The following is a 25114-nucleotide window of genomic DNA, read 5'->3' on the forward strand; positions in this document are numbered from 1 at the left end:
CCCTCAGCCCGGCACGCGCCCGATCAGGCAATGCCGGAGCCGTCCGGCAGGGCGTGCATCCTCGATCCAGCCATCGGCGCACTCGGCATATAGCGCGGCAAAGGCCAGCGTATCCTCAAGATCGCCTGCGGGGTCTATATCGCCAAACAGATACGTGGCCTTGCCCGGCGCGGAAAAGGCCACGCTGAGCGGACGGGCGCAATTGGACATGCAGTCATGGTCCTGCACCGTGAACTCCATACCCCGTTCGCTGAAAGCCGCGCGCAACCGGGCCGCAAAGCCCTTGCCATCCGTGCCCTCGCACGTAGAACAGACCACAATCCGGTGCATCATGCCCGATCCCCTTTTCCACCGGGCTTAGGCCAGCCGCCCCGCCCGATGCAAGCCCCTGAAGGAGCCAAGACATGAAAGCCAAGATTCCCGCCACCGTCGTCACAGGATTTCTCGGGGCCGGCAAGACTACGTTGATCCGGCATATGCTCGAGAATGCGGGCGGCAAGCGCATTGCGCTCATCATCAACGAATTTGGCGATCTGGGCGTTGATGGCGACATCCTCAAGGGCTGCGGGATCGAGACCTGTTCAGACGAGGATGTGATGGAATTGTCAAACGGTTGCATCTGCTGCACCGTGGCAGAGGATTTCATTCCCACGCTGCAAAAACTTTTGGACCGCGACCGCGCGCCCGATCACATCGTAATCGAAACCTCTGGTCTTGCGCTGCCGCAGCCGCTGGTGCGGGCCTTTAACTGGCCCGAGATTTCCACGCGGGTGACGGTTGATGGCGTGGTGACAGTGGTCGATGGCAAGGCCGTCACCGAAGGACGCTTTGCGCATGATGTGGCGGCGGTCGATGCCCAGCGCAAGCTTGATGAAAACCTTGACCACGAAACGCCACTATCGGAACTCTTCGAGGATCAGATGGCCTGTGCCGATATGATCGTGATCAACAAATCCGATCTGCTGACCGAGGAGGAGCGCATCGCGCTTACAACGCGGCTGCGCGCAGACTCGCGTGATGGTGTGCAGGTCGTGACCGCGACGATGGGCGCGCTGCCGGTCGAGGTGCTGCTTGGACAGGGTATCGGCGCCGAGGCGGATATGGAGGCGCGGCATGAACTGCACCATCATCACCATGACCATGACGACGATGATGATCATCACGACGACGATGATGACCATGATCACCATCATGACCATGGCCATGACGCCTTTGAGAGCTTTGTGGTGACGCGGCCCGAGATCACCGATCCGGCCAGCTTTGCCCGTCAGATCACAGAGGTGATCCGCGCGCATGATATCCTGAGGCTCAAGGGCTTTGCCGCCGTGGCGGGCAAGCCGATGCGTCTGACGATTCAGGCGGTTGGGCCGCGTGTCGACAGCTATTTCGACCAACCCTTTGGGTCCGGTCCGCGCCAAACGCGGCTGGTCGTGATCGGTCAGGCCGGGATGGACCGGGCGGCGATCACCTCCGCGCTCTTGGCATGATCATCGTCGAGGCGGTAGACCCAAGGCATCCAGAGGCCAGCGCGCTCTTGCGCGCAAGCCATGCCCTGATGGAATCGCTGTTTCCGCCCGAGGATAACTTCTTTCTCGATATCGACGCGCTCTGCGCGCCCGATATCCGCTTTTTTGCTGCGCGCATCGGCACCACAATCCTTGGCACCGGCGCGCTTGCATTGCGCGATGGCTATGGCGAGGTGAAATCCATGTTCGTGGCTGAGACAGCGCGTGGACAGGGCGTAGCAGACGCCCTGTTGCGCCAGATCGAGGACGAGGCGCGCACCCACGCCCTGCCCTGCCTGCGACTGGAAACCGGCAATTTGCTAACCGCAGCCCACAAGCTCTATGCCCGGCACGGTTTCATGCCAAGGGGCCCGTTCGGCGATTATCCCAACGCGCCCTCGTCCATTTTCATGGAAAAGCGGCTATGAGCCTATTTCGACGACTTCTCGGCCTTCGCCTTGAGGCGCGCGATCAGCTCTTCCTTGGAGGGGCGCTTGCCAAACGGGTTCTTGTCCGTACCCGGTGCGTTATGCTCCTTGTGGCGGGGAATCTTGCCGCCTTTCTTGGAGGCGCCCAATGCGTTGTAATCCATGTCGTTGCCCTTTCGGCCCGGCCCCCCAGATGGGGCCGCTCTAACGCCGCTATTGCCGCAAATTACCGCCCCGTTCAAGCTGGAACCGTCTGATGCATCTTCTCGCCGCCACCCCCGGGGCCATCGAGGATGGCAAAGAGCCCGTCGATCTGGGCCAAACCCCCGCCGATGTGGTCTTTGTCTCGGCCGCCGATACCGAGCTTGCGGCACTGAGCGAGGCACGCGGCGAAATGGCAGACCCACCCAGTCTTCGGCTGGCCAATCTCAGCCATTTGCAGCACCCGATGTCCGTCGACTTGCATCTCGATCACTGCGCCACGAAATCGCGGCTGGTGATCGCGCGGGTTCTGGGCGGTGTGGGCTATTGGAAATACGGGGCCGAACAATATGCCGCGCGTCTGCATGAGGCCGGCGTGCCATTGGCGCTCTTGCCCGGCGATGACAAGCCAGACGCAGAATTGCGCGGCCTGTCCACGGTGTCGGATGCGGATTACGATGCGCTTTGGTCCTATCTTGTGGAAGGTGGGCCGGAAAATGCCGGGAATTTCCTGCGCTATGCGCAGACCATGCTGGAGGGCGGCGAACCCCCTGCCACCGCCAGCCCGCTGCTGCGCGCGGGCGTCTATTGGCCGGGTGCGGGTGTCGCAGGCCTAAGTGCCGCGCAAGAGGCTTGGGGTGCCGGCCAGCCGGTGGTGCCCGTTATCTTTTACCGTGCGCTGGTGCAGGGGGCCGGGCTTCATCCGATCAACCGGCTGGTGAAATCGCTGTTGCGCGCCGGGCTTAATCCGTTGCCGGTCTTTGTCGCATCGCTCAAAGATCCGGTATCGGTGGCAACGCTGGAGCATCTGTTCAGCGTGGCACCACCTGCAGTGATCCTGAACTGCACCGCCTTTGCCGTAGGCTCGCCACATGCGGGCGACGAAAACCCAGAGAATCCGCTGGCCATGCCCGCCGCCAATAGCGCCCCGGTGTTTCAGGTGGTATTGGCAGGATCGACCGAAGAGGCATGGGCCAAGGGGCTCACGGGCCTTTCAGGCCGCGACATCGCCATGAACGTGGCCCTGCCCGAGGTCGATGGCCGCATTCTTGCCCGTGCCATCAGTTTCAAGGGCGAGGCGTTTTTCGACGCATCCACAGAATGCGCCATCGCCACGTATCGCGCGGTTGGCGACCGGGTAGATTTTGTGGCGCAGCTGGCCGCCAATTGGGCCAAACTGCGCCAGACGCCTGCGCCCAAGCGGCGGGTGGCGCTGATCCTTGCCAATTACCCAAACAAGGATGGACGGCTGGCCAATGGTGTGGGTCTTGATACGCCTGCGGCCACGGTGCACACGCTGCGCCTGATGGCCGAGGCGTGCTATACCGTCGCCAATCCGCCAGAAGATAGCGACGCCCTGATGCGCGCGGTGATGGCGGGGCCGACCAACTGGCTCACGGATCGCGCATCGCGCGACGGCGGTGAAACCCTGCCGCTGGATATCTATCTGGAGCATTTCAACGCCCTGCCGTGGGATCTGCGCGAGGCGATGACGACCCGTTGGGGCGCGCCTGAGACGGACCCTTTCATTGTTCCCCAAATTCTCAAATCCGACGGCAGCACCGGTGCAGGCTTTGCCCTGTCAATCCTGACCTTCGGGCATGTCGTGGTCGGGTTGCAGCCCGCACGGGGCTATAACATCGACCCGACCGAGACCTATCATGCCCCCGATCTGGTGCCGCCGCACAATTACCTCGCCTTCTACATCTGGCTGCGCCACCATTTCGGCGTCCACGCGATCGTGCATATGGGCAAGCATGGCAATCTTGAATGGTTGCCGGGCAAGGCGCTGGCGCTGAGCGCCGAATGCTGGCCTGAAGCGGTGCTAGGGCCGATGCCGCATGTCTACCCCTTCATCGTCAACGATCCCGGCGAGGGCACGCAGGCCAAACGCCGCGCGCAGGCGGTGATCATCGACCACCTTACTCCGCCTCTGACCCGCGCCGAAACCTATGGCCCGCTGCGCGATCTCGAGGCGCTGGTGGATGAGTATTACGAGGCCGCCGGGGTCGATCCACGCCGCATCGCCCATCTGCGGCGCGAGATCCTGACACTGAGTTCCGCCACCGGGCTCGATAAGGATGTCGGCATGTCCGGGGCGGATGAAGAGTCTGATCTGGCGCAGCTTGATGCCTATCTCTGCGAGTTGAAAGAGGCGCAGATCCGCGATGGGCTGCATGTATTCGGTCAATCGCCCACAGGGCAGCAAGAGATTGATCTGGCCATTGCCTTGGCCCGGGTGCCGCGCGGCGATGGCCAAGGGGGAGACGCCTCGCTGATCCGGGCGCTGGCGCGTGATTTCGGGCTGGGCATTGATCCGCTTGATTGCGATATGGCCGGGGCCGCCACTGAAAAGCCGCAGGCGCTGGCCGGTCTCTGCGCCGATCCATGGCGCAGCAATGGCGACACGGTGGAGCGGCTGGAACTTATGGCGCAGCGCCTCTTGAGGGAGGGCGACCAAGAGATCGGACCGCATACGTCGGCGGTTTTGGCAGAGATGGCGGCGCGCATTCGCCCCGCCATTGCCGCCTGTGGGCCGGACGAGGGCGCGGGGCTGTTGCACGCGCTGAACGGGCGGGCGATTGCCCCCGGACCCTCGGGCGCACCCACGCGCGGGCGGCTCGATACCCTGCCAACCGGGCGCAATTTCTACAGTGTGGACAGCCGCGCCGTGCCCACGCCGACCGCTTGGGCCTTGGGCTGGAAATCTGCCAATCTATTGATTGAGAAGCATTTGCAAACCCATGGTGATTGGCCGCGCGCCCTGCTGATCACCGCCTGGGGCACGGCCAATATGCGCACGGGCGGCGATGACATCGCGCAGGCGCTGGCGCTGATGGGGGTCAAGCCAAAATGGGATGCCGCCAACCGGCGCGTGACCGGGTTCGAGATTCTGCCCGAGGGCGTGCTGGGGCGGCCGCGGGTGGATGTGACGCTGCGCATCTCGGGGTTTTTCCGTGATGCGTTTCCGCAGCTTATCGCGCTGTTTGACAGTGCGGCGCGGGCGGTTCAGGCGCTGGACGAGGCCGAAGACAGCAATCCCGCCGCCGCGAGGGCGCGGAGCGAGGGGATTGGCCCGCGTATTTATGGCGCAAAACCCGGGGCTTATGGCGCGGGCCTGCAAGCGATGATCGACGAGCGGCTCTGGGCGGACAAGGCCGATCTGGCAGAGGCGTACCTGACTTGGGGCAGCTATGCCTATGGGGCCAAAGAGGCGGGCACGCCGGACCGGGCGGGGTTTGAAACCCGGCTGCGGCAGACTGAGGCGATTGTGCAGAACCAAGACAACCGCGAGCATGATCTTCTTGATTCTGACGACTATTATCAGTTCGAGGGGGGCGCTGCGGCGGCGGTCAGCACCTTGCAGGGGCGCGACCGGCCGGTTTACCATAACGATCATTCACGCCCCGAACGCCCGGTGATCCGCACGCTCGAGGATGAGATCGGGCGGGTGGTGCGATCCCGCGTCGTCAATCCGAAGTGGATCGAAGGGGTCAAGCGGCACGGCTATAAAGGCGCGTTCGAGATTGCCGCGACGGTGGACTATCTCTTTGCTTTTGCGGCCACAACTGGCGCTGTGCGGGGGCATCACTTTGATCTGGTAGAGGCCGCGTTCCTAGAGGATGAGGATACGCGGGCCTTCATCGCGGCGCATAACCCATCGGCCCTGCGCGAGTTGGCGGAGCGGCTGGCAGAGGCCATTGATCGGGGGCTGTGGATGCCGCGCTCCAATTCCGCGCGGGCGCGGATCGACGGGGCGCGGGGACGGTAGTGCGCTGAAAACCGGGGGAAATCTGCGTCAGTATCGTGTCGGTCTTACGTCGGTATGTCCATGCCTTCGAACCAGAGTGCCCCGTCACGATAGCCCCCCCGGATCAGACGCCCCGACTGTTTGATTTCGGGATAGTCAGCGGCCCAATCGCGGTAGCGGTCATTGGTGACGATGGGCGCACCGACATCGCGGGCAACGGTCAGAAGGTAGCGATCGGCAACGGTGCCCTTGGGCACGACCATCACCCAATCCTCGGCCAGCCCCAGATAGCCGGCCATGGCATCATCATGTTTGTATTTGCCGGTCAGCAGATAGCCCGCATTGGCATCAAAAACGACCCCCGGCGCAAAGCCGATGCGGCGCAGCTGCCCGATGACCTCGCGCAGCGTTTCGATCCTTGGGGTGTTGTCGCGCCAATACATGACGTTGGAACCGTCGATCAGGATGCGGTTCGGCTCTGTCTCGGGCTCGGGCGCAGCCGGGGCCGTGATCCTCAGAAAAAGGGCGCGCCAAAGCAGGATCAAAGCCGCGATGGTGCAAGGCCCCGCCAGCAGGATCAGATCGCCATAGCCGGGCAACAAAAGCGCCACGGCAACGCCGATGAGGGAGAGGGCAAGAAGGAGAACCGGAACAACCATAAGGGGTGTTTAGCGCGGGGGATGCGGAGGGGGAAGTGGGGGATTTGGGCCCCGTCGATGTCAGAGACATCATCCCCGCGAAGGCGGGGGTCTTGTGAGGTGGCCGCAACATGAGATAGATTCCCGCCGGCGCGGGAAAGACGGATGCCAAAGGCAGGACTGCCCACCCCACCCTTGTTAGGCGGCTGCGCGCCTCGTTTAGCGAACGTTGACTAGGGCTAGGAATATGTATTTGTTTAAACACTGAGTAGAAACGGATGATCGGCTTGCTTGGACATTTACCGAGTACAGCGTGGGATTGAGGGCAGTATGCGGTGGCGGGTATCGATTATCCATGGACGTGCGGAGAGTGGTAGGGCTCGGCCACCAATGGTGGAGCTGGTAGATGCGACTGGCAAGACCAACGAAGCGTATCTAAAATCTCCTGAGTTCCATGAAGCAAAGTCCCCATACTGCCTCGAGAGAGAATGGATCGCGACTCGCTTGGCTCAGGACTTAGGTTTGCCGTGCGCCAGAGTGGTTCCGGTTGAAGTCACACCGGAGCTTGTTCAGATGGCCTCTGCTATCTATGATCATACCCCCATTAAGACCGAGTCTGGCCCAACACTCGCGCAACGCTTGGTTTCGGGCCCAAAGCTATTGATTGGCTCGGTCTCCCTAGGTCCTGGGTGGTCAGAATGGTCCCAAGCGATGAGCGTACGCGATGTTCAGCTCGAAATGGCTACAGGGATTTATTTCTTCGACACGATGATCCAAAACTGGGACCGTGTTATACCAAATCCTAACCTTCTGATAAAAAATGATACTTATGGTATGATAGATCAGGAAGAAAGCTTTGTGGAAGCAGCCGGCACAGATGCAGAACGTGCGATCACACCGAAGCCATGGAAGGAGGGCGGTGTGGTGAACGATGTTGGGGAGATCAACGAGCATCCGTTATGGCGGGGGATAAAGCTGAATAGAAAAGCGTCATTTGACAAGAGCGTTCAGCGTTGGAAGTCCTTGCCCACTACCAAAGTTCTAGGGTATGCGAACGAACCAGTATTCGACGAGTGGTCCCGCCACGTTGCGAACAAAATTATAGAGTATCTTCTCGAGGCTGTTGATAATATTGACGCCGTTCACATGCAGGTTGAAGCGAACAGATGCAACTGAGTCAGACAATCTACACGTTTTCTGTACTCCAGTATCGTCATGATGCATGGATAGGTGAAGCATTGAATGTTGGTGTTTTGCTGTCTGCGCCAGAGCAAGGCTTTCTTAGAATGAGGGGCAGGACAGCGAGCCCACGGCTAACGCAGGCCTATCCAGATTTAGGGGCAAACGGGTTCCGGCAGCTTATCCGCGCAATTGAGGCAAAGGTCACTTCAATTGGGCAAAAGATCGAGCAAGGCTCGTTGTTTGATAGCAAGCTTACGTCAGACAGTATTGCCAGAAAACTATTACCTGAGGACGATAGCTCGCTCCGCTGGCTTGAGCCTGGAGCGGGAATTACGTCGTGCCCCAAAGACGAGCTTGACCGGCTGTTTTCTCGTTATGTGAGTAGATGGGACGCGGACATTGGACGTGAATCTCGATCAGATGAGGACGTATACTCTGTTTTCCAACGGAAGCTAAGAACTGCGCCAGTGGACCTTATGCTCGAAGAAAAAATCGTAAAAACTCCTCGTTTCGGGGAGGTTCGCTTTAAGCACGCTTATCAGAATGGTCGGTTGCATGTCGTGCAACCCATCTCTTTGGACATGGCGAACGCTGATACTCTTTTCGGAAAGGCTTCGAGATTAGTTGGAACCTTAACGCGGCTGAGAGAGAACCCAGAGGTTTGCTCTTACATTGTCGCGGGGGCACCTAGTAAGGACGAGCTTCGACGTGAATACGAGGGAGCTCTTGCCTTGCTACGAGAGGCTAAGGTTGCCGAAGCAATTGTTGACGAAGATGAAAGTCAAATAGTGGCTGATGCTTTGATAAAGGCGGCTAGCCGCGTTCACTAATTTACAAAAACTACCGAGAAATAGTGCGCTCGACATCTGCCTCCTGTCTCATAATCGAAAATCCCCCCCCTACAACACATACCTGCTCAAATCCGCAGACCTCATCAGCTCACCCAAGTTCGCCTCGACGAAGCCCGCATCGACCGTCACGGTCTCGCCGGCGCGGTCGGGGGCGGTGAAGGACAGTTCTTCGAATACCCGTTCCATGACGGTGTAGAGCCGCCGCGCGCCGATGTTTTCGACCGATTGATTGACCTCTGCCGCGATATGGGCGAGGGCGGCGATGCCATCCTCAGTAAAGCTGACCGTCACCTCTTCGGTGCCCATGAGGGCGGTGTATTGCAGGGTGAGGGCATTGTCCGTCTCGGTCAGGATGCGGACGAAATCACCTTCGGTCAGCGCGCGCAGCTCAACCCGGATGGGCAGGCGGCCTTGCAATTCCGGCAAGAGGTCTGACGGTTTGGCGATGTGAAAGGCCCCAGACGCGATGAAGAGGATATGGTCGGTCTTGACCGCGCCATATTTGGTCGAAACGGTTGTGCCCTCGATCAGCGGCAAGAGATCACGCTGCACGCCTTCACGGCTGACATCGGCGCCGCGCGCATCAGAGCGGGCGCAGACCTTGTCGATCTCATCGAGGAAAACGATGCCGTTCTGTTCGACCGCCTCGAGTGCGGTGCGGTGGACGGTTTCATCATCAAGAAGCTTGTCGGCCTCTTCCCCAATCAGAAGCGCGTAGCTATCGGCAACGCTGACACGCTTGGTTGTGGTGCGCTGGCCGAACGCTTTGCCAAAGATATCACCAAGGTTCATCATGCCCATCTGGCTGCCGGGCTGGCCGGGAATATCCATCATGCCCAAGGGGCTAGAGGTATCGGCCACCTCGATGTCGATCATGGTGTCGTCAAGCAGCCCTTCGCGCAGCTTCTTGCGGAACATATCGCGGGTGCCTTGGCGGGCATCCTCGCCAGCGATGGCGGTGATCACGCGCTCTTCGGCGGCCTGTTCGGCGCGGGTTTTGACGTCGTCGCGCATCCAATCGCGGGTCTGGGCAATGGCACTGTCGACAAGATCGCGGATGATCTGTTCGACGTCACGGCCGACATAGCCGACTTCGGTGAATTTGGTCGCCTCGACCTTGATAAAGGGCGCGCGGGCGAGTTTGGCGAGACGGCGGGAGATTTCGGTTTTGCCAACGCCGGTGGGGCCGATCATGAGGATATTCTTGGGATACACCTCGTCGCGCAGGTCATCGGAGAGCTGCTTGCGCCGCCAACGGTTGCGCAGGGCGACGGCAACGGCGCGCTTGGCCTCTTTCTGGCCGATGATGTAGCGGTCAAGCTCCGAGACAATCTCGCGCGGGGTCAGGTCGGTCATTTGGAAATCCTTTCCACCGTCAGCTTGCCATTGGTGTAGACGCAGATATCGGCGGCGATGGCCATGGCGCGGCGGGCGATATCCTCGGCACTCAGGTCGGGATTCTCGGCCAGACCGCGCGCCGCAGCGAGAGCGAAGTTGCCGCCCGAGCCGATGGCGGCCACGTCATGCTCTGGCTCGAGCACGTCGCCCGCGCCGGTGATGACATAGAGCTGATCGCCATCGGTGACGATGAGCATCGCCTCGAGCTTTTGCAGGTATTTATCGGTGCGCCAATCCTTGGCCAATTCCACGCAGGCGCGTTGCAATTGGCCCGGTGTCGCCTCAAGTTTGGTTTCCAGCCGTTCGAGCAGGGTAAAGGCATCCGCCGTAGACCCGGCAAAGCCCGCGACCACCGGATGCCCCCCGGGCGACAGGCGGCGCACCTTGCGGGCGGTACCCTTGATCACCGTCTGTCCAAGGCTGACCTGCCCATCCCCGGCAACGACAACCTCGCCGCCGCGCCGCACACCGATGATGGTGGTGCCGTGCCACCCGGGAAAATCGCTCATTTGGGCCTCCTTATTCTGTGTCCCCTATATGGAAGGGGTCGGGAGAGGGCGCAAGGGCAGGCTAACCCAGCATGTCGCGGGCGACCTGATGAAAGATGCGCGCCCCAATGGGAATGAGGTCGTCGGGAAAATCGTAGTCTGGATTGTGCAGCGCGGCATGGGTGGAACCTGCGCCAAGAAAGAGCATGGCAGCGCGGGCGCGTTGACCAAAGCGGCCAAAATCCTCGGACGCGCGCATTGGCAAGCCGCGCGCGTCATGGGGCACGTGCAGCGCATCGAGCGCCTTGCGCAAAATCAGAGTCGCATCGGGATCATTTGCGCAATGCGTGAAAATATCGTGATAGCTGATTTCAACACTGATGTCGTGCGCCGCTGCGGTGTTTGTCACCAGCGTTTCAGCACGATCACACAGCGCCTGCATCTGAGCGTCAACGAGAGTGCGCAGCGTAACGTAGAGCGTGGCCTCGCCCGGTGCGATGCCAAAGGCAGGCGCGCCCATGCTGGTATGGGTGACGGTGGCCAGAGTGAAATCGTGATCTTGTGGTGTGCCCCGGCTGAGGGCGGTCAGCGCGGGCATGAGATGCGACAGCGCCTGCATCGGCGAACGGCCATTCTCTGGCTCTGACGCATGGGCGGATTTTCCGCTGAGGGTAATGGACATACCGCGCGAGGCGCAATTGACCGGGCCGGGGATGAGGCCGACATGCCCCAAGGGCAGGCCCGGCATATTGTGCAGGGCAAAGGCATAATCAGGTGAAATAGTCTCGAATTCTGGATCGCGCAGCACTGCCTCTGCGCCTGCGCCGGTTTCCTCGGCGGGCTGGAACAGCAGCACGACACGACCCCGCGCAGGGCGCTGACGAGACAAGAGACGCGCGAGCGCCAGAATCACCGTCATATGCCCATCATGGCCGCAAAGATGCCCCGTGCCCGGCACCGTCGAGCGGTGGGGCAGATCGCTCTGCTCGGTGATCGGCAGCGCGTCGAGTTCGCAGCGAAAGAGGAGCGTTGGCCCTTGACCCTCACCGTCGTAGACAGCCGCCACGCCATGCCCGCCAAGCCCCGTCAGCACGCGATCGGGCGTGTGGTCCGTGAGAGCCGTGATAACACGCCGGGCTGTCCCCTGCTCTTGTCCAGACACTTCGGGGTGTTGGTGCAGCAGGTGGCGTAGCGCGGTCAGCTCTGTAATGTCAGCATTGGTCAGGGTCATGGTGTGATCATGCGGGTTTTGTGGCCAAAGAAAAGGGGCCGCGACCGGCGCGACCCCTTTTGATCTTGTGGCGTTGCAGGCTCAGATGCTGTCTTCGATCCAGCTCTGGAGGGCGGCCTTGGGGGCAGCACCAGCGCGGTTCGAAACAACCTGCCCGTCCTTGAAGATGAAGAGCGCCGGGATGCCGCGCACGCCCATGGCGACGGCGGAATTCGGGTTGCTATCCACATCGACCTTAACGATCTTGACGCGGCCGGACATCTCGCTTGACAGTTCTTCCAGAACCGGGCCGATCTGTTTGCAGGGGCCGCACCATTCGGCCCAGAAATCCACGACGACGGGAATGTCGGAATTCTTGACTTCGGCGTCGAATGTGGCGTCGGTGACGGCAACGGTGGCCATGATCTGTCTCCTAGTGGTCAGGGTTTCGGTCGTGAACCTATGGAGCCGGGCGCGGCGCGTCAAGCGATGGTGGTGGATTCCAGCGCCGCAGTCACAAGATCGTGGGGTAAGGGCATGAGCGTGGCAGTGCGGGTCCAGAGGATCGCGGTGTCAATGCGATGATCCGGGTAGAGCTGCCCGAGCGCGTGGGCATAGGCCCCCATCTGCCGCAGCAGGGCATCAGGGCAGTCGGCGGGCGTGTCGGGCACCAGCGCGTTGGTCTTGAAATCAACGGCGAGGATGCGGGTATCGTCGATAATCAGGCGGTCAATCACACCATGGATGCGCCGCCCCTGAAGCGGGTCGAGGGTGGCGGTGATCGCCACCTCTGTCAGCGCAGCGGGCGTGAAAAGGGCCAGAAGGCTAGGCCGTGTCAGCACCTTGTCGGCCTCGGCGAGAAGAAGGGCGAGTTCTTCGCCTGTCGCGGCATCACCCCCATTGGACAGAAGCCGCGCAGCGGTGGCGGGCCAGTCATGGGCAGGCACAGTGGGCAGGAATTCAAGCAGGCGGTGGATCTGACGGCCGCGCCGTTTGGCTGCCTCTTCATCCAGCCCGCGTTCGCCGGGCAGCGCCTTGGCCCCGCCCAAATCCGAAGGGCTGAGCGTTTTGATGCGCGCAGGGAGCGGGGCGGGGCGCTGAAAGAGCGGATCGAGGGTGATTGTTTGAGGGGGCGCCGAGGGCGCAGAGTCAGTCTCTGTTTCGGCCCAAATGCCATGATCAAGACGCAGGCCAGGGCCATGGGCAAAGCTGTGGGGTTGCGCGCCTGCGGCCAGCATCCCGCGCTGCACCTTTTCATACCAGGTGTCGCCTTGTTTACCCAGATCGCCATGGGCGGCAACGATCAACCACGTCTCGGCCCGCGTCATGGCGACATAGAGCAGGCGGTCACGTTCCGCCAAAAGCGCGCGGCGTTCAGTATCGAGCGCTGCGGCCAAGCTGGGCGGCATGTCATCGGCGCGCCCGGTCCAAAGGGCATGGCCCGCTTGCGTCACGATCTGTGGCGCTGGGGGCGTGCGCCAAACGCCACATTCAGGCAGGATCACGACGGGCGCCTCAAGCCCCTTGGCCCCATGCACGGTCATGACGCGGATGCGGTTGCCAGCGCTGTCGAGTTGGCGCTTGATCTCGAGATCGTCGGTTTCCATCCAGACGAGAAAGCCCGTGAGGCTATCCACCGCGCGACGTTCATAGGCCATGGCCTGCGCCAGAAGGGCGTCAATGCCATCCTCCGCCTCGGTCCCCAGACGGGCGAGCAGACGGCGGCGGCCTTCGTGGCGGGTCAGAACACGCTCGATCAGGTCATAGGGGCGCAGGAAATCGGCGTGATCAAGCAGGTCACGCAGGATTGTGATGGTGTCGGGATGCTCGGCGGCGCGGGCGCGCAATTCCTCCCAGAGATAGGGACGATTGCGGCCCTGCGCGAGGGTGTAGAGCTGGTGTTCGGACCAGCCAAAGAGCGGCGAGCGCAGGGCGGTGGCCAGCGCCAGACTATCCTCGGGCGTGGCGAGAAAGGACAAGAGCGCCTCAAGATCGCGCACGGCAAGTTCCGCCCCCACCTTGAGCCGGTCAGCCCCGGCGATGGGCAGGCCCTGCGCCTTGCATTCGCGGATGATCTCGTGAAAGAGCGCGGACCGGCGGCGCACAAGGATGAGGAAATCACCGGGTTGCACGGCGCGAAAACCGCTGGGCGATTTGGGATCGGGGATGGCCTGCCGCGCGGTGATCATATCGCGCATGGCCGCCGCAACCTGCCGCGCCAAAAGGATTGCCGGATCGTTGGTGGCGCGGATGTCTACGGGCATGTGCCAGGCGGGCGGCTCGTCCTCATCCGGTTTCTCGACCAGAGGCCAGAGATCGACGCGACCGGGGAGGGTATCAAAGAAGGCTTTGTGACCCTCTTCCGGCGTAAAACCGCTCTCGCTGCTTTGATCAAAGCAGCAATCGACGGTGGTCAGGATCGCCCGCGACGAGCGAAAGGAATAGGCCAGAACGCGCGATTGCAGCGGGGTGTTGGTGGCGCTCAGACGCAGGCCAAATTCCTGCTGCATGCGGTCGAATTCGCGCGGGTCGGCCCCCTGAAAGGAATAGATCGACTGTTTCTTGTCGCCCACGACAAAGATCGTGCGCGCCACATCGGCGCGCGCGCCCTCGCCGCTGGTGAATTCCTGCGCCAGACGTTCGATGACCTGCCATTGCACGGGGCTGGTGTCTTGCGCCTCGTCCACAAGAATATGGTCGATGCCACCATCAAGCCTGTAGAGCACCCAAGCCGCGACCGCTGGATCGGTCAAAAGATCGCGGGCGCGCAGGATCAGATCGTCGAAATCAAGAAGGCCGCGCAATTGCTTGGCGCGTTCATAGGCGGGCAGGAAAGCGCGGGCGAAGTCATGCAAAGCGCGGGTTTTCTGCATCGCAAGGAGGGCAAGGCGCGCCGGGCGCGCCGCTTCGACGCGCAGCATCCATTGTTCGATCTGCGGCAGGACAGAGGCAAGGACACCTTGGGTCGCCTTGGTAGGAAAAGAGCCTAACTTGGCGGAAAAGGGCGATTTTGCCCCTTTGCCAGTGAGAAAGACATCCTCGAGCACGGGCAGCGCGCGCAGGTCCAACGCGCTCATTTGCGCCAGCTTGGCGGCGGCCTTGACGTCATTGGCAGACCCGGCCTGAAGCGCAGGCATGAGGTGACCGAGAAGCGCCTGTTCACTGCCCAGAAACACCCCGTCACGGATCATCTGGGCGCTCAGCCCCTCGGGCTGATCAAAGAGGGCGGCCAGATCAGCATCGCTGAGCGGCTGTGCAAATCCACTGCGGTTGCGGACAATTTCAGCGGTCAGTTTTTCCAGAGTTTCGCCGGAATAGTGTCTGGCAAGGGCGTAAAACGTGGCGGCCTGCGGCCCGGCGGCCAAGTCTTCGACAATCTCGGCGCGCAAGAGGGTGGCAGTGCGGTCCTCCATCTCGGTGAACTGCGGCGTGACGTCCGCCTCGAGCGGAAAACGACGCAGAAGTGAGGCGCAGAAGGAGTGGATCGTCTGGATTTTCAGCCCACCCGGCGTCTCGATCGCGCGGGCAAAGAGGCGGCGGGCATCGCGCAGGGTCTGTTCGGTGATCGCGCCCTCATGGCCCAAAAGGTCAAGCTCTTGCATCAGCGCGGCATCGGCCAGCATCGCCCAAGCGCCAAGGCGGCGAAAAAGACGGTTCTGCATCTCGCTTGCCGCGGCCTTGGTATAGGTGAGGCAGAGGATATGCTGAGGATCGACCCCATCTAGCAAAAGCCGCGCCACACGGTCTGTAAGCACCCGCGTTTTGCCCGATCCGGCATTGGCCGACAGCCATGTCGAGAGGTCGGGGCGCGCGGCCTCGACCTGTGCCTGAGTGGCGGCATCACGCGCAGTCATTGGCCCACCTTGGTCACTTCGGGTGTATCGGTCTGGTCCCATTCGCCATAGCGCGCCAGCTGGTCGTAATCCCCATCCTCATCGGCATTGCGCGGCGCGCGGCGCGCGGTATAGCCCATATCAGGGTCGAAATAGGCCGAAATCAGCGCGTGGAACTCGGCCCAGATTTTCTCAGGCGGCTCTGTGTCCAGCGGCGCGTCCAATTCTTTGGGTTCGCTACCCAGCCCGATAAAGACCGCGCGGGCGACACGGGTTGGGCCCATCCCCTCAAAGCCGGAGCGGGTGGCAATCGCGGCCTCAAGCAGCAATTGCTTGTCGAAACTGGTCTGTTCCTTGGTCGAAGGGGGCGCGCCGGTTTTATAGTCATAGATATGCAGCTGCCCCAGATCATCGAGATCGAGCCGGTCGGCCTTGGCCGAAAGGGTAAAGCCCAGATCTGGCAGGGTGGCGCGGCCTTTAGCCTCGAAATGCACGGGGCGGGCCAGCGTTCGACGCCGCGCCTCAGTGTCGATGAACCAGTCGGCAACACGGTCCAGCCGCGCAAGCCACAACGCGCGCGCCTCGGCCCAAGGGACATTTTCGGCCAGAACAGTCTCTGCATGGCGCATCAATGTGGCGTGGTCGCAGTGCTCCGGGTGATCCAGTGTTTCGCGAATGAACCCCTCAAGAATTTCATGCAGCACGGTGCCGCGCAAAAGCGCATCGGGCGCGCGCATCAGCGGATCAAGCGGGCGCAGTTTGAGGATATGGCGGGCATAGATGGCGTAGGGGTCGCGAATGAGCCGCTTGATCTCGGTTACGGTCAGATGGTCGGGGCGTACGGCAACGGGCGGCGCGGGCGCAGGCCGGGTGGCACGCGGCACCTCGCCCGGGTCCTCTAGCGCCGTGGCGCGGTCAAGCCAGAGACGGCCACGGTTGCGCATATCCTCAATCGCCGCCTGCCCCCCCTGATCCGGCAGTCCAGAGAGCAGGTTCAAAATGCGGTTGAGCCAGCGCGAGACCACGGTTTCGGCATCGGCAGAGCGGACGGACCGGGTAAGCCAGACCTCGGGCGCGGCGATCGCCTGTTGGAAATCATGCGCCGAGAGCCCGATGCGCCGCTCGGGCAGCAAAAGCCCCACCTGATGGCGCAGGGCGCGGTTGAGCCATGGGTCGGGTTTGGGGGATTCGGGCCAGCTCCCTTCATTCAGCCCGGCGAGAATCAAGAGATCGGCCCCCTGAACGCGCGCCTCCAGCGTGCCCCAGATGAGGATATGGGGGTGCGGATCGACAGGATTGCGCACCTCGCGCGCGCTCAGAATCTTGTGAAACAGGCTGGAATAGTCACTGGCGCTGAGCGCGCCCGCATGATGGGCCTCGGCCCGAAGTTCGGTCACGGCCTTTTGCGCCTCTTGCCCAGCATCCTTCAGCCAGAGCGTGCCAGAGCCTGTGCCATGGCAGCCTTGGGCGATCTTTTCCGCGAGGTCGAGATGCGTGGCCACGCTATGATCAAGAGGGATTTCGCCGGAATAGTCTCTGTTCACGAAGCAAGCACAGAGCCAGTTCACCCATTCAGGGGCAAGGGGATCTTTTTGATCGGCTGCCCAAAGTCGCAGGCTTTCCTCGGTCGGATAGGGGGGGCCGTGGCGGCGCAGATGCAATTCCAGCTCGCGGGTGAGGCGCAGATGTGGGCCACGCTCGGCCCCCTGATGTGCCAGCGGATGTTTGAGCAGTGTGAGCAGAGATTCGGCGCTGAGCCGGGTGCGAAACAGATCGGCGACATGGCGCAGAAAGCGCCCCGGTGGTGACAGATGCAGCGGCAGACCGGCACTGTCATCAGGCAGAATATCCCATCGGTCGAGCGCTGCGGTCACTTGGCGGGTGAGCGTGCGGTCTGGCGTGATGAGGGCGGCGGTGCGCCCGTCCTCTGCCGCTTGGCGCAGGCGCAGGGCGATGGCGAGCGCCTCTTGGCGTTGCGACGGGGCCTCGACCAGCGTGACATTGGCCATGGCCCCGGCGATGTCGCGCAGATGCGGGCCGTCGCGCAGCCATTGATCGGTGACAGGGGCGGGGCGTAGGGCCAGCGACACCAGCGCGTTGCGCGCCGGGTTGGCGGGGGAGATATCAGACCATGGGCGAATGTCCGCAGGCGTGATTCCAGCCCCGGCGGCAACCCGGCAAAAACGGTATTGCGGGTGATCCTCAGAGAGCATGGCATCACCCAGCGCATCCCAGACGGGGGCGGGCATCTCAAAATCAAAGCCGGGCAGCACGACCGCCCCCTGTGGCAGGCGCGCTACCGCCTGCATAAGGTGCTGTGTCGCCCCCCGTGAGCCGGTGGACCCCGCGAGGATGACGGGATGCGCGGGCGGGGTATCGGCCCAGAGGGCGGCCAGCCGTTCGATCACAAGGCGCTGGCGGGTTTCCACATCGGGCGCGGCGCCGCCGATCTCGAAATAGTGGCGGACGATGCCGAGAAAGGATTTGATCCGCGCCCAATGACCGGATTGATCGGTGATATCGAGCGTTTCGATCGCCTGCGGTGCGACACCTTCGCCGTGCATTTCATCCATCAGCCCCGCAAGACTATCCGACAGGTCGTAAATCGCGCTGCGGGGGGCAAGATCAGGGGCGTTGTCGAGAAGTGTCGCGATAAGCTGCACCAATTCCAGCCTGCGGCGCAGGGGCGGCACCGGATCGGGGATATGGGCCAGATCCCACAACTCTCCGAGATCAGTCAGGAGGCTGATGCGCGGTAAAAGGCAGGGGGGCCCTGCGTCGAAGAGTTCGCGGATGCGGCGGGCCATGCGACGGGTGTTGACGATGAGTTGCACGCGCGCGAGGGCCTCGGGCGGCTTTCCTGCGTGGTGCGCGCGCAGGCCTTCGACCAGAGCACGGGGGAAATCCACACCGGGCGGCACGCCATAGAGGCGGGGGGTGTCTGAAGGATCAAACATCGGGGGCCGCGAGCAGGGATTCGGCAAGGGCAATCCCCTCTGGGTGGCCGACATCGCACCACTGGCCGGGGTAATCGGCTGCAAAGAGCCGGCCCTCGGACAACATCAGATCCCAAAGGCGGTTGAGGGAAAAGACGCGCTCGGGGATGGTATGCAGCAGGTCAGGCTTCACGATCTGAAGCCCGGAATAGACCGAACCGGGGCCGCGCGTGGCGCGCCCGTCGGCTTCAATCTGGAAATCGCCCGTGCCGGAATGGCCGACGGTTTGCGCCCGCGGGATGCAGAGCAGAAGCGCGTCCATCTCTGCGGGACGCCAGAGGCCAGCCAGTTGGTCAAGCGGATTGGGGCCACGCCAGACGGCATCGGTATTCATGGTAAAGACCGGGCCAGTGCCAAGCAGAGGCAGCGCGGCGCGAAGCCCGCCGCCGGTTTCCAGAATCTCAGGCGTTTCAAGAGAGAGGCGGATGTTACGCCCCGCCAGATGCTGCGCCAGTTGGTCGGGCAGGTAGTGCAGGTTGGCCACCACCGGGGCCGCGCCATGCGCCGTGGCAAGATCGAGCGCGTGGTCGATGAGCGGGCGGCCCGCCACCTCGATCAGCGGCTTGGGACGGGTCGCGGTCAGCGCCCCCATGCGCGTGCCGAACCCGGCGGCAAAGAGCATCAAAGGCAGGCTCATGACGCGCGTTGTGCGCGCAAGCGCTCTAAGATCGCAGAGGTCGGCACAGGCAGCGCCGCACGCAGGAGATCTGCAACCGGGGCCAGCGCCGGGTGATCGAGATCCCGCTGCAAATGGTCCCAGACGCGGGGGATAAGATCAATGTAATGCGCCTTGCCATCACGTAGGCAGAGGCGGGCAAAGACGCCCAGAATGCGCAGATTGCGTTGTGCGCCAAGGCAGTAATAGGCCCCCTCAAAAAGGGACTGATCCGTCTCGGTCGCGCGGCAATAGCGGGCGATCATCGCTGTCTCGATAGCCCGGGGCACATCACGGCGGGCGTCTTGCAGCACCGAAACCAGATCATAGGCGCGATGCCCGGTCATGGCGTCCTGAAAATCGAGCAGGCCCACCCGCGCCGACCCTCTGCGCCCCGGCAACCAAAGCAGGTTTTCGGCGTGATAGTCTCGCAACACGATCACATCAGTGGTCGCGGCGTGCTGACGCAAGAGGCGGTTGAGCGCAGCGAGGGCTTCGGCACGTTGGGGGCTCACCTCTCCTGTCGCCCCGGTGAGATACCAGTCAAAGGCAAGGGCTGCCATGTCTGTCATGGTGTCGGGGCCATAAGGCTTGAGACCTTGAGGGGGTGCCGCACGGTGCAGGTCGATCAGGGCGTCGGTCGCGGCGGCGTAAAGCTGATCCTCCATCTGAGGGGCAACCGGAATGACACGCGCAAAGAGCGCATCGCCCAGATCCTCGAGGATGAGAAAGCCGCGCGCCTCGTCCTGCGCCAGAATATGCGGGGCGCTGAGGCCAAGGCCGGTCAGGTAGCGGGCGATTTGCAGAAAGGGGCGCACATCCTCGCCACGCTCGGGCGGGGCGTCCATCAGCACGGCGGTTGTCCCGGTTTTGGGATGGGTGAGGCGCAGGTAGCGCCGGTTGGAGGCATCGCCCGCCAAGGGCGCAATGGCCGCGCCTGCCCAATCGGTTTTGGCGACAAAATCCTGCATCAATGCGCTGCGGTCACTCATTCAACACCCCCTTCAATCGCTGCCCCCACCTGTCACCCTGCCACATGATCCGCAAGAGGCGGTGATCCTCTGCGCCGGGTCGTGGCACAGTGTCAAAGTCCAGCAAAAGCGCATCGGGCGGGGTCAGGTCACCCAGCCGGTCAGGCCATTCTATCAGGCAGATGGCGTCTGTGAATGCGTCGGTCAGGCCAAGTTCGACCAGGTCCATCGCATCGCCCAAACGGTAAAGATCGGCATGCCAGATTTCACCGCTTTGGCCCTGATAGGTCTGCACCAGCGTATAGGTTGGCGAGGGCACATCCTCGGGCGATAGAAGCAGGGATTGTATCAGGCAGCGGGCGAAATGGGTCTTGCCCGCGCCGACACCACCCGAAAGCAGAAGCGTATCGCCGGGGCAAAGGCAGGATGCCAAGCTGCGCGCCAAGGCGCAGGTCGCCTCGGGGCTGGCAAGGAGGATTTGGGCGCGGGCATCGGACATGCCCCGACACTACACGCGCCGCGTCCGCCCGCAACCCGGTTCAGCGCAGGGGCAGATCCACGCGGTCTGCCGCGATGGGGGCGCGATCCTTGAGGCAAAGCATGGATTGACCCCGCCCCAAGGGCACAACCCGAAGATCCGCCCCCGCCTGCCCCGACGATATGGCGCGATCATGGAGGGTCGCAACCAGACGCCGGGAGGCAATGCGATCCTCTACCTCGGGCCAGAGGCCGGGATCGGGGTAGCGCGCGGCGCAGGCCGCGATCACGTCATGCAGGCCCATATCGGCAAAGCTCGAATCCGGGTCGATGCCCAGCATCTCGCCAAAAGCGGTATTGCAAAAGAGCAGGCGGCCATCCTGTGCCAGCACCGCGATCCCCTCTTGCAGGCAGTCGATAACGGATTGACGCAAGTCCATCTGGAGCCGGTGGCGGCGGGTGGTCGACACCTCAAGCGAGATATCCTCGAACAGAAAGGCAACAGCACCATCGGGATGGGGCCGTCCGGTAACGCGGTAGGTCTGGCCCGAAGGCAGTGTCCAAACCTCGTGATACAGACCACCCGTGGCGCTTTTGACCATATCAGTGATCTGGCTGCGCCAGCTTGCGTAGTTTTTGGGTTCCGGCATCACCATCCGGTCGCGCAGAGCATCGAAAAATCCAAATAGGCTAGGCCGCGCGCTGAGGAATTCAGCAGGCAACCCCGTAAGATCGGTCAGCGCCGGATTAAAGATTGCCAGCGTCTTGGCCCGATCAAAGACCACAAGGCCGGTCGTGAGATCGGCAAATGTCTTGCTCAGCGTCTGGACAAACTCGCGTTGCAGCGTTTCGGCGCGAATGAGGCGGGTGATGTCCTGTGCGTGATGGATGTAGCCCAGCGCGGTGCGGGTCACATGCAGGTCATAGATATGATCCGGCTGCCCCGTATCCCCGGCAAGGTCGAGCCGGACGCAAGAGGTCTCGCCCAGCTCTGGCGGGATGTCGGGCTGTGCGGTCAGGGGCGAGACATGGGCGGGCGGCACTGCGCGGGCACTGTCATTGTGCCAGATCACGGTGCCGGCCGCATTCATGATCCAGACTGGCATCGGCGCATGCTCGGCGGCTAGGGCGCGCGCCAGCAGATCATAACGCTCCTGCGCTGCGGCATGGCGGGTGATAGCATCGGCGGGGGCCGTGTCACGCAGCACGGCGCGCAGGCTGTGTTCCTGCCGGGTCAGGGTGAGGCTTGCGCCATCCTCGGCCTGCAAGCACAGGCTTTGGCCTAGGCGCATATCCTCTTGATCTTGCGGCAGATCGCCAAAGCGAAAGCCCATCCAAAGGCGGAAACGGGACCAATCGCTGTCCTCGGGCGATCCATCGGGCAGAGCATCGGGCAGAGACAGGCTGCTGGCGTCGTGATCCAGCAGCGCACCATCGCGAAAAAGAAAGGCCGCATCCTGTGTGCCCGGCACCGGTTGCCCGCGCCGGACGGGCAGGCTGAGGCCACCGATCAGCCAGAGAACCGCCAACGACAAGAGAAGGGCCAGCGGCACGAGCACGGCGATATCCGAAACGGTCATCTCAGGCATCTGCATCCCCCGCAGGCTGTTATCGGGGGTAAGTCTGGCGCAGAGTGGTTAAGGGGGCATTAACGCCGACCGGGATCACCCACGCAAAGGCTGATTGAGACCCAAGGCGGGGGCGAGCGGACCGGATGGGGCCTCGAGCGCATCGCGGGGCCATGACACCTCGACCAGTGCGCCGGTGCGTGCGGCATGGCTGACTTGCGTGCGAAAAGAATCCGAGCCATTGGCAAAGGTGAGATCGGCACCCGACCGCTCGAGCAGGGTCTTGGCGATGAAGAGACCCAATCCCATGCCCTCATAGGCCGGACGCTCTGGATCGCTGGCGGGGGCGCGGCGGCGGATAAAAGGATCACCGATGCGCCCCAGCATGTCGGGCGGGTAACCGCGCCCGTCATCCATGATCCGCAGGGTAATGGCATCTTCGGTCCAGCCGCTCTCGACCCAGACATTATCACGGGCGAAATCCACCGCGTTCTGGATCAGGTTGCGCAGCCCGTGGATCACCTCGGGGCGGCGCAGCACGGTGGGTTGCGTGATCAGATCCCCAACGCCATGGTCGAAATGAATCCGTTTGCCACGATCGACATGCGGCTCTGCCGCCTCTTCGATGAGGGCGGTCAGGGGGGCGGTGCGCAGGTGCAGGTCATCCTTGCCCACGCGGCCCATGGAGCGCAGGATGTCGCGGCAGCGGTCAGTTTGCTGCACGATCAAGAGCGCATCTTCGCGCAGGTCCGGGTGATCGGTCAGCTCTTCGGCCAATTCGGCACTGGCCAGTTTGATCGTCGCCAGTGGCGTTCCCAGCTCATGCGCGGCGGCCGCCACCACCCCCCCTAGATCGGTCAGTTTCTGTTCACGCGCCAAGGCCATTTGCGTGGCTTGCAAAGCGTCGGACATGGCGTGCATTTCCTGCACGATCCAGCGCGAATAAACCCCGAGAAAGAGCACCGCGATGACAATGGCCACCCAGTTTCCAAAGCGGAACACATCCGGCATTGCCAAAACGAACCCATCCTGAAGCCGCAGCGGCAAGTAGAACTGCATGAGCAAGGTCACGATCATGATCGCCATCGCACCGAGAAAGGCGGTTGAACGGCCCGAAAGCGCAGAGGCCGAAACCGTGACCGGCCCCACGATCAAGATTGAAAAGGGATTGTGCAGCCCCCCTGTGAGATAGAGCAAAAGCCCGAGTTGCAGCATGTCAAAAAGCACGACCAGAAAGGTGTCTTGCTCTGAAAGACGCTTGTTCTCGGCAAAAACGAAGGCGGCGACAAGATTGCTTGCGATTGAAACTCCGATCACCAGAAAGCAAAGGCCAATCTCCAGATCAAGGCGGTAAACCCGCTCGGCGATGATCAGGGCCGTGGCCTGCCCCACGATGGCCCACCACCGCAACAGGACCAGCGTGCGCAGGCGAATCCAGTTACCACGCTGGCGGGATTTCAAGGGTTCGGGCGAAAGATGGACCATGTGTGCGCCTGCGTCCCATTGCATGCGAGAGGTGGGATGATACATAAGCAAAGTCGCACTCTGCCCCTACGAACGCAAGGACATCCCATGACCCACCTGATCGCCATTGCCGCTGCACTCGCTGTTGTCGCCGGGCTGGGGCTAACCTTTGCCCTGACCATGATGGGGGGCGAAGAAGACCAGTTCGCACAATGCCGGGCGTCAAGCGTTGCCGGGGGCGCGGCGCAGATCGGCGGGGAATTCACCCTTGTCAGCGAGACCGGAGAGACCGTGACCGACAAGCAGGTGATCGACCAACCGTCGCTCATCTATTTTGGCTATACGTTCTGTCCAGATGTCTGCCCGCTCGACAATACGCGCAATGCCGAGGCGGTTGATCTGCTGGAGGAGCGGGGCCTCATGGTCAAGCCGGTGTTCATCTCGGTCGATCCCAACCGCGATACGCCCGAGGTGATGGCCGAATACACAGATTATGTGCATCCCCGCCTCTTGGGTCTGACCGGTAGCGAAGAACAGGTGCGCGCCGCCTCGAAGGCCTATCGCACGTTTTTTCAGGCGCATCAGCCGACCGAGGGCGAGGAAGATTTCTATCTCGTGGACCATTCCACGATGACCTATCTGACACTGCCCGAACATGGCTTTGTCGAGTTTTTCCGTCGAGACGCGACCGCAGAGCAAATAGCTGATCGTGTTCAGTGTTTTCTTGACGCTCGTTAGAATAGCGCGTTTGTTTGACGGAGGTCAGGCTGCGGGCTAGAACCTGTGTCAGGACGGCAGAGCGGGAGGAACGGCATGACTGACGAGGTTCAGGATATCGGCGAAGACAGGTCGCTTCTGCTTGTCGATGATGACGAAGCGTTTCTGAAACGTTTGGCCAAGGCGATGGAAAAGCGCGGGTTCGAGGTTGAAACCGCCGGATCGGTCGCAGCCGGGCGCGCGATTGCCACGGCACGCCCCCCTGCCTATGCCGTGTGCGACCTGAGGCTAGAGGATGGCAACGGGCTCGACGTGGTCGAGGTGATCCGGGAAAAACGGCCCGATAGCCGGATCGTTGTGCTGACGGGATACGGCGCGATTGCCACCGCTGTGGCGGCAGTCAAGATCGGAGCCACGGATTACCTGTCCAAGCCTGCGGATGCCACCGACATCACCAATGCCCTCTTGGCCACTGGTGCAGACCTGCCGCCACCGCCCGAAAACCCGATGAGCGCAGATCGGGTGCGGTGGGAACATATCCAGCGTGTATATGAGCTGTGTGATCGTAACGTGAGCGAGACGGCGCGCCGCCTCAACATGCATCGCCGCACCTTGCAACGTATCCTCGCCAAGCGGTCGCCCAAGTAAGTTTGCGCCCGTGAGGGGCGCAATTTGATCATTTTTGCGTCAACAAATTATATTTTTAGCTAAGATTGTTTCTCAAAAGCTCGTATTAAATCTTGGAGAATAGTTTGACGCCACTTCGGGCAGGCAACAGGAC

The 25114-nt window shown here is 62.2% G+C and carries 21 protein-coding genes; 7 read left to right on the forward strand and 14 right to left on the reverse strand.

Going from position 1 to position 25114, the window contains the following annotated elements:
* Positions 1 to 3 precede the first annotated feature (3 nt).
* The gene (locus RAK1035_RS04270) at positions 4 to 333 is read right to left on the reverse strand and encodes a DUF1636 family protein (protein ID WP_008279704.1); all 330 of its coding nucleotides are present in this window, start codon (positions 331 to 333) and stop codon (positions 4 to 6) included.
* A 71-nt stretch (positions 334 to 404) separates the two neighbouring features.
* Here RAK1035_RS04270 and cobW point away from each other — a divergent pair, with 71 nt between their 5' ends.
* Complete coding sequence (gene cobW, locus RAK1035_RS04275; protein ID WP_008279705.1) at positions 405 to 1487, forward strand: cobalamin biosynthesis protein CobW; 1083 nt, start codon at positions 405 to 407, stop codon at positions 1485 to 1487.
* Positions 1484 to 1933 (forward strand): GNAT family N-acetyltransferase, encoded by a 450-nt coding sequence (locus RAK1035_RS04280; protein WP_008279706.1) that lies wholly within the window; start codon positions 1484 to 1486, stop codon positions 1931 to 1933. Before cobW ends, RAK1035_RS04280 begins: the two co-directional genes overlap by 4 nt.
* Before the next feature lie 2 nt (positions 1934 to 1935).
* On the opposite strand, the gene RAK1035_RS20355 is transcribed toward RAK1035_RS04280, so the two are convergent.
* Entirely contained in the window at positions 1936 to 2097 is a 162-nt protein-coding gene (locus RAK1035_RS20355; RefSeq protein ID WP_008279707.1) for a hypothetical protein, read from the reverse strand.
* Positions 2098 to 2189: 92 nt separating this feature from the next.
* Here RAK1035_RS20355 and cobN point away from each other — a divergent pair, with 92 nt between their 5' ends.
* Entirely contained in the window at positions 2190 to 5906 is a 3717-nt protein-coding gene (cobN, locus tag RAK1035_RS04285; RefSeq protein WP_008279708.1) for a cobaltochelatase subunit CobN, read from the forward strand.
* A 44-nt stretch (positions 5907 to 5950) separates the two neighbouring features.
* On the opposite strand, the gene RAK1035_RS04290 is transcribed toward cobN, so the two are convergent.
* A complete protein-coding gene (locus tag RAK1035_RS04290; protein ID WP_008279709.1) occupies positions 5951 to 6544 on the reverse strand; it encodes an NYN domain-containing protein in 594 nt (197 codons plus the stop codon).
* Between the two features lie 369 nt (positions 6545 to 6913).
* Between RAK1035_RS04290 and RAK1035_RS04295 the strand changes: the two genes are divergently transcribed.
* Positions 6914 to 7699 (forward strand): HipA family kinase, encoded by a 786-nt coding sequence (locus RAK1035_RS04295; RefSeq protein ID WP_008279710.1) that lies wholly within the window; start codon positions 6914 to 6916, stop codon positions 7697 to 7699.
* Positions 7690 to 8535 (forward strand): DUF3037 domain-containing protein, encoded by an 846-nt coding sequence (locus RAK1035_RS04300; protein ID WP_083803299.1) that lies wholly within the window; start codon positions 7690 to 7692, stop codon positions 8533 to 8535. The genes RAK1035_RS04295 and RAK1035_RS04300 overlap by 10 nt, the downstream gene beginning before the upstream one ends.
* 69 nt (positions 8536 to 8604) lie before the next feature.
* Here the strand turns inward: RAK1035_RS04300 and hslU are convergent, their stop codons facing one another.
* From hslU to regB, 11 genes are all read right to left on the reverse strand, one after another.
* The gene (hslU, locus tag RAK1035_RS04305) at positions 8605 to 9912 is read right to left on the reverse strand and encodes an ATP-dependent protease ATPase subunit HslU (protein WP_008279713.1); all 1308 of its coding nucleotides are present in this window, start codon (positions 9910 to 9912) and stop codon (positions 8605 to 8607) included.
* Positions 9909 to 10463: an ATP-dependent protease subunit HslV gene (gene hslV, locus RAK1035_RS04310; protein ID WP_008279714.1), complete on the reverse strand. Its 555-nt coding sequence runs from the start codon at positions 10461 to 10463 to the stop codon at positions 9909 to 9911. The genes hslU and hslV overlap by 4 nt, the downstream gene beginning before the upstream one ends.
* Positions 10464 to 10524: 61 nt before the next feature.
* Positions 10525 to 11673, reverse strand: a complete 1149-nt coding sequence (locus tag RAK1035_RS04315) for an amidohydrolase (protein WP_008279715.1) — start codon at positions 11671 to 11673, stop codon at positions 10525 to 10527.
* A gap of 81 nt (positions 11674 to 11754) precedes the next feature.
* On the reverse strand, positions 11755 to 12075 hold the full coding sequence (trxA, locus tag RAK1035_RS04320) for a thioredoxin (protein WP_008279716.1): 321 nt from the start codon (positions 12073 to 12075) through the stop codon (positions 11755 to 11757).
* Positions 12076 to 12134: 59 nt separating this feature from the next.
* Complete coding sequence (gene addA / locus RAK1035_RS04325) at positions 12135 to 15506, reverse strand: double-strand break repair helicase AddA (protein WP_008279717.1); 3372 nt, start codon at positions 15504 to 15506, stop codon at positions 12135 to 12137.
* Positions 15503 to 18442, reverse strand: coding sequence for a double-strand break repair protein AddB (gene addB / locus RAK1035_RS04330; RefSeq protein WP_008279718.1), 2940 nt, complete (start codon positions 18440 to 18442; stop codon positions 15503 to 15505). Before addB ends, addA begins: the two co-directional genes overlap by 4 nt.
* Positions 18435 to 19118: a nucleotidyltransferase family protein gene (locus RAK1035_RS04335; protein WP_008279719.1), complete on the reverse strand. Its 684-nt coding sequence runs from the start codon at positions 19116 to 19118 to the stop codon at positions 18435 to 18437. Before RAK1035_RS04335 ends, addB begins: the two co-directional genes overlap by 8 nt.
* Entirely contained in the window at positions 19115 to 20128 is a 1014-nt protein-coding gene (locus tag RAK1035_RS04340; RefSeq protein WP_008279720.1) for an aminoglycoside phosphotransferase family protein, read from the reverse strand. The genes RAK1035_RS04335 and RAK1035_RS04340 overlap by 4 nt, the downstream gene beginning before the upstream one ends.
* Entirely contained in the window at positions 20121 to 20606 is a 486-nt protein-coding gene (gene tsaE / locus RAK1035_RS04345; protein ID WP_008279721.1) for a tRNA (adenosine(37)-N6)-threonylcarbamoyltransferase complex ATPase subunit type 1 TsaE, read from the reverse strand. Before tsaE ends, RAK1035_RS04340 begins: the two co-directional genes overlap by 8 nt.
* 40 nt (positions 20607 to 20646) lie before the next feature.
* Positions 20647 to 22173 carry a PAS-domain containing protein gene (locus RAK1035_RS04350; protein WP_232279155.1) on the reverse strand — a complete coding sequence of 509 codons (1527 nt, stop codon included), beginning with the start codon at positions 22171 to 22173 and terminating at the stop codon, positions 20647 to 20649.
* Between the two features lie 75 nt (positions 22174 to 22248).
* The gene (regB, locus tag RAK1035_RS04355; protein ID WP_037297032.1) at positions 22249 to 23637 is read right to left on the reverse strand and encodes a sensor histidine kinase RegB; all 1389 of its coding nucleotides are present in this window, start codon (positions 23635 to 23637) and stop codon (positions 22249 to 22251) included.
* Positions 23638 to 23724: 87 nt separating this feature from the next.
* Here regB and RAK1035_RS04360 point away from each other — a divergent pair, with 87 nt between their 5' ends.
* Positions 23725 to 24354, forward strand: coding sequence for an SCO family protein (locus RAK1035_RS04360; RefSeq protein WP_008279724.1), 630 nt, complete (start codon positions 23725 to 23727; stop codon positions 24352 to 24354).
* Positions 24355 to 24429: 75 nt separating this feature from the next.
* Positions 24430 to 24981: an ActR/PrrA/RegA family redox response regulator transcription factor gene (locus RAK1035_RS04365; protein WP_008279725.1), complete on the forward strand. Its 552-nt coding sequence runs from the start codon at positions 24430 to 24432 to the stop codon at positions 24979 to 24981.
* Positions 24982 to 25114: the final 133 nt, after the last annotated feature.

Source organism: Roseovarius sp. AK1035 (genome assembly GCF_003288315.1).
Classification (GTDB): Bacteria; Pseudomonadota; Alphaproteobacteria; order Rhodobacterales; family Rhodobacteraceae; genus Roseovarius; species Roseovarius mucosus_A.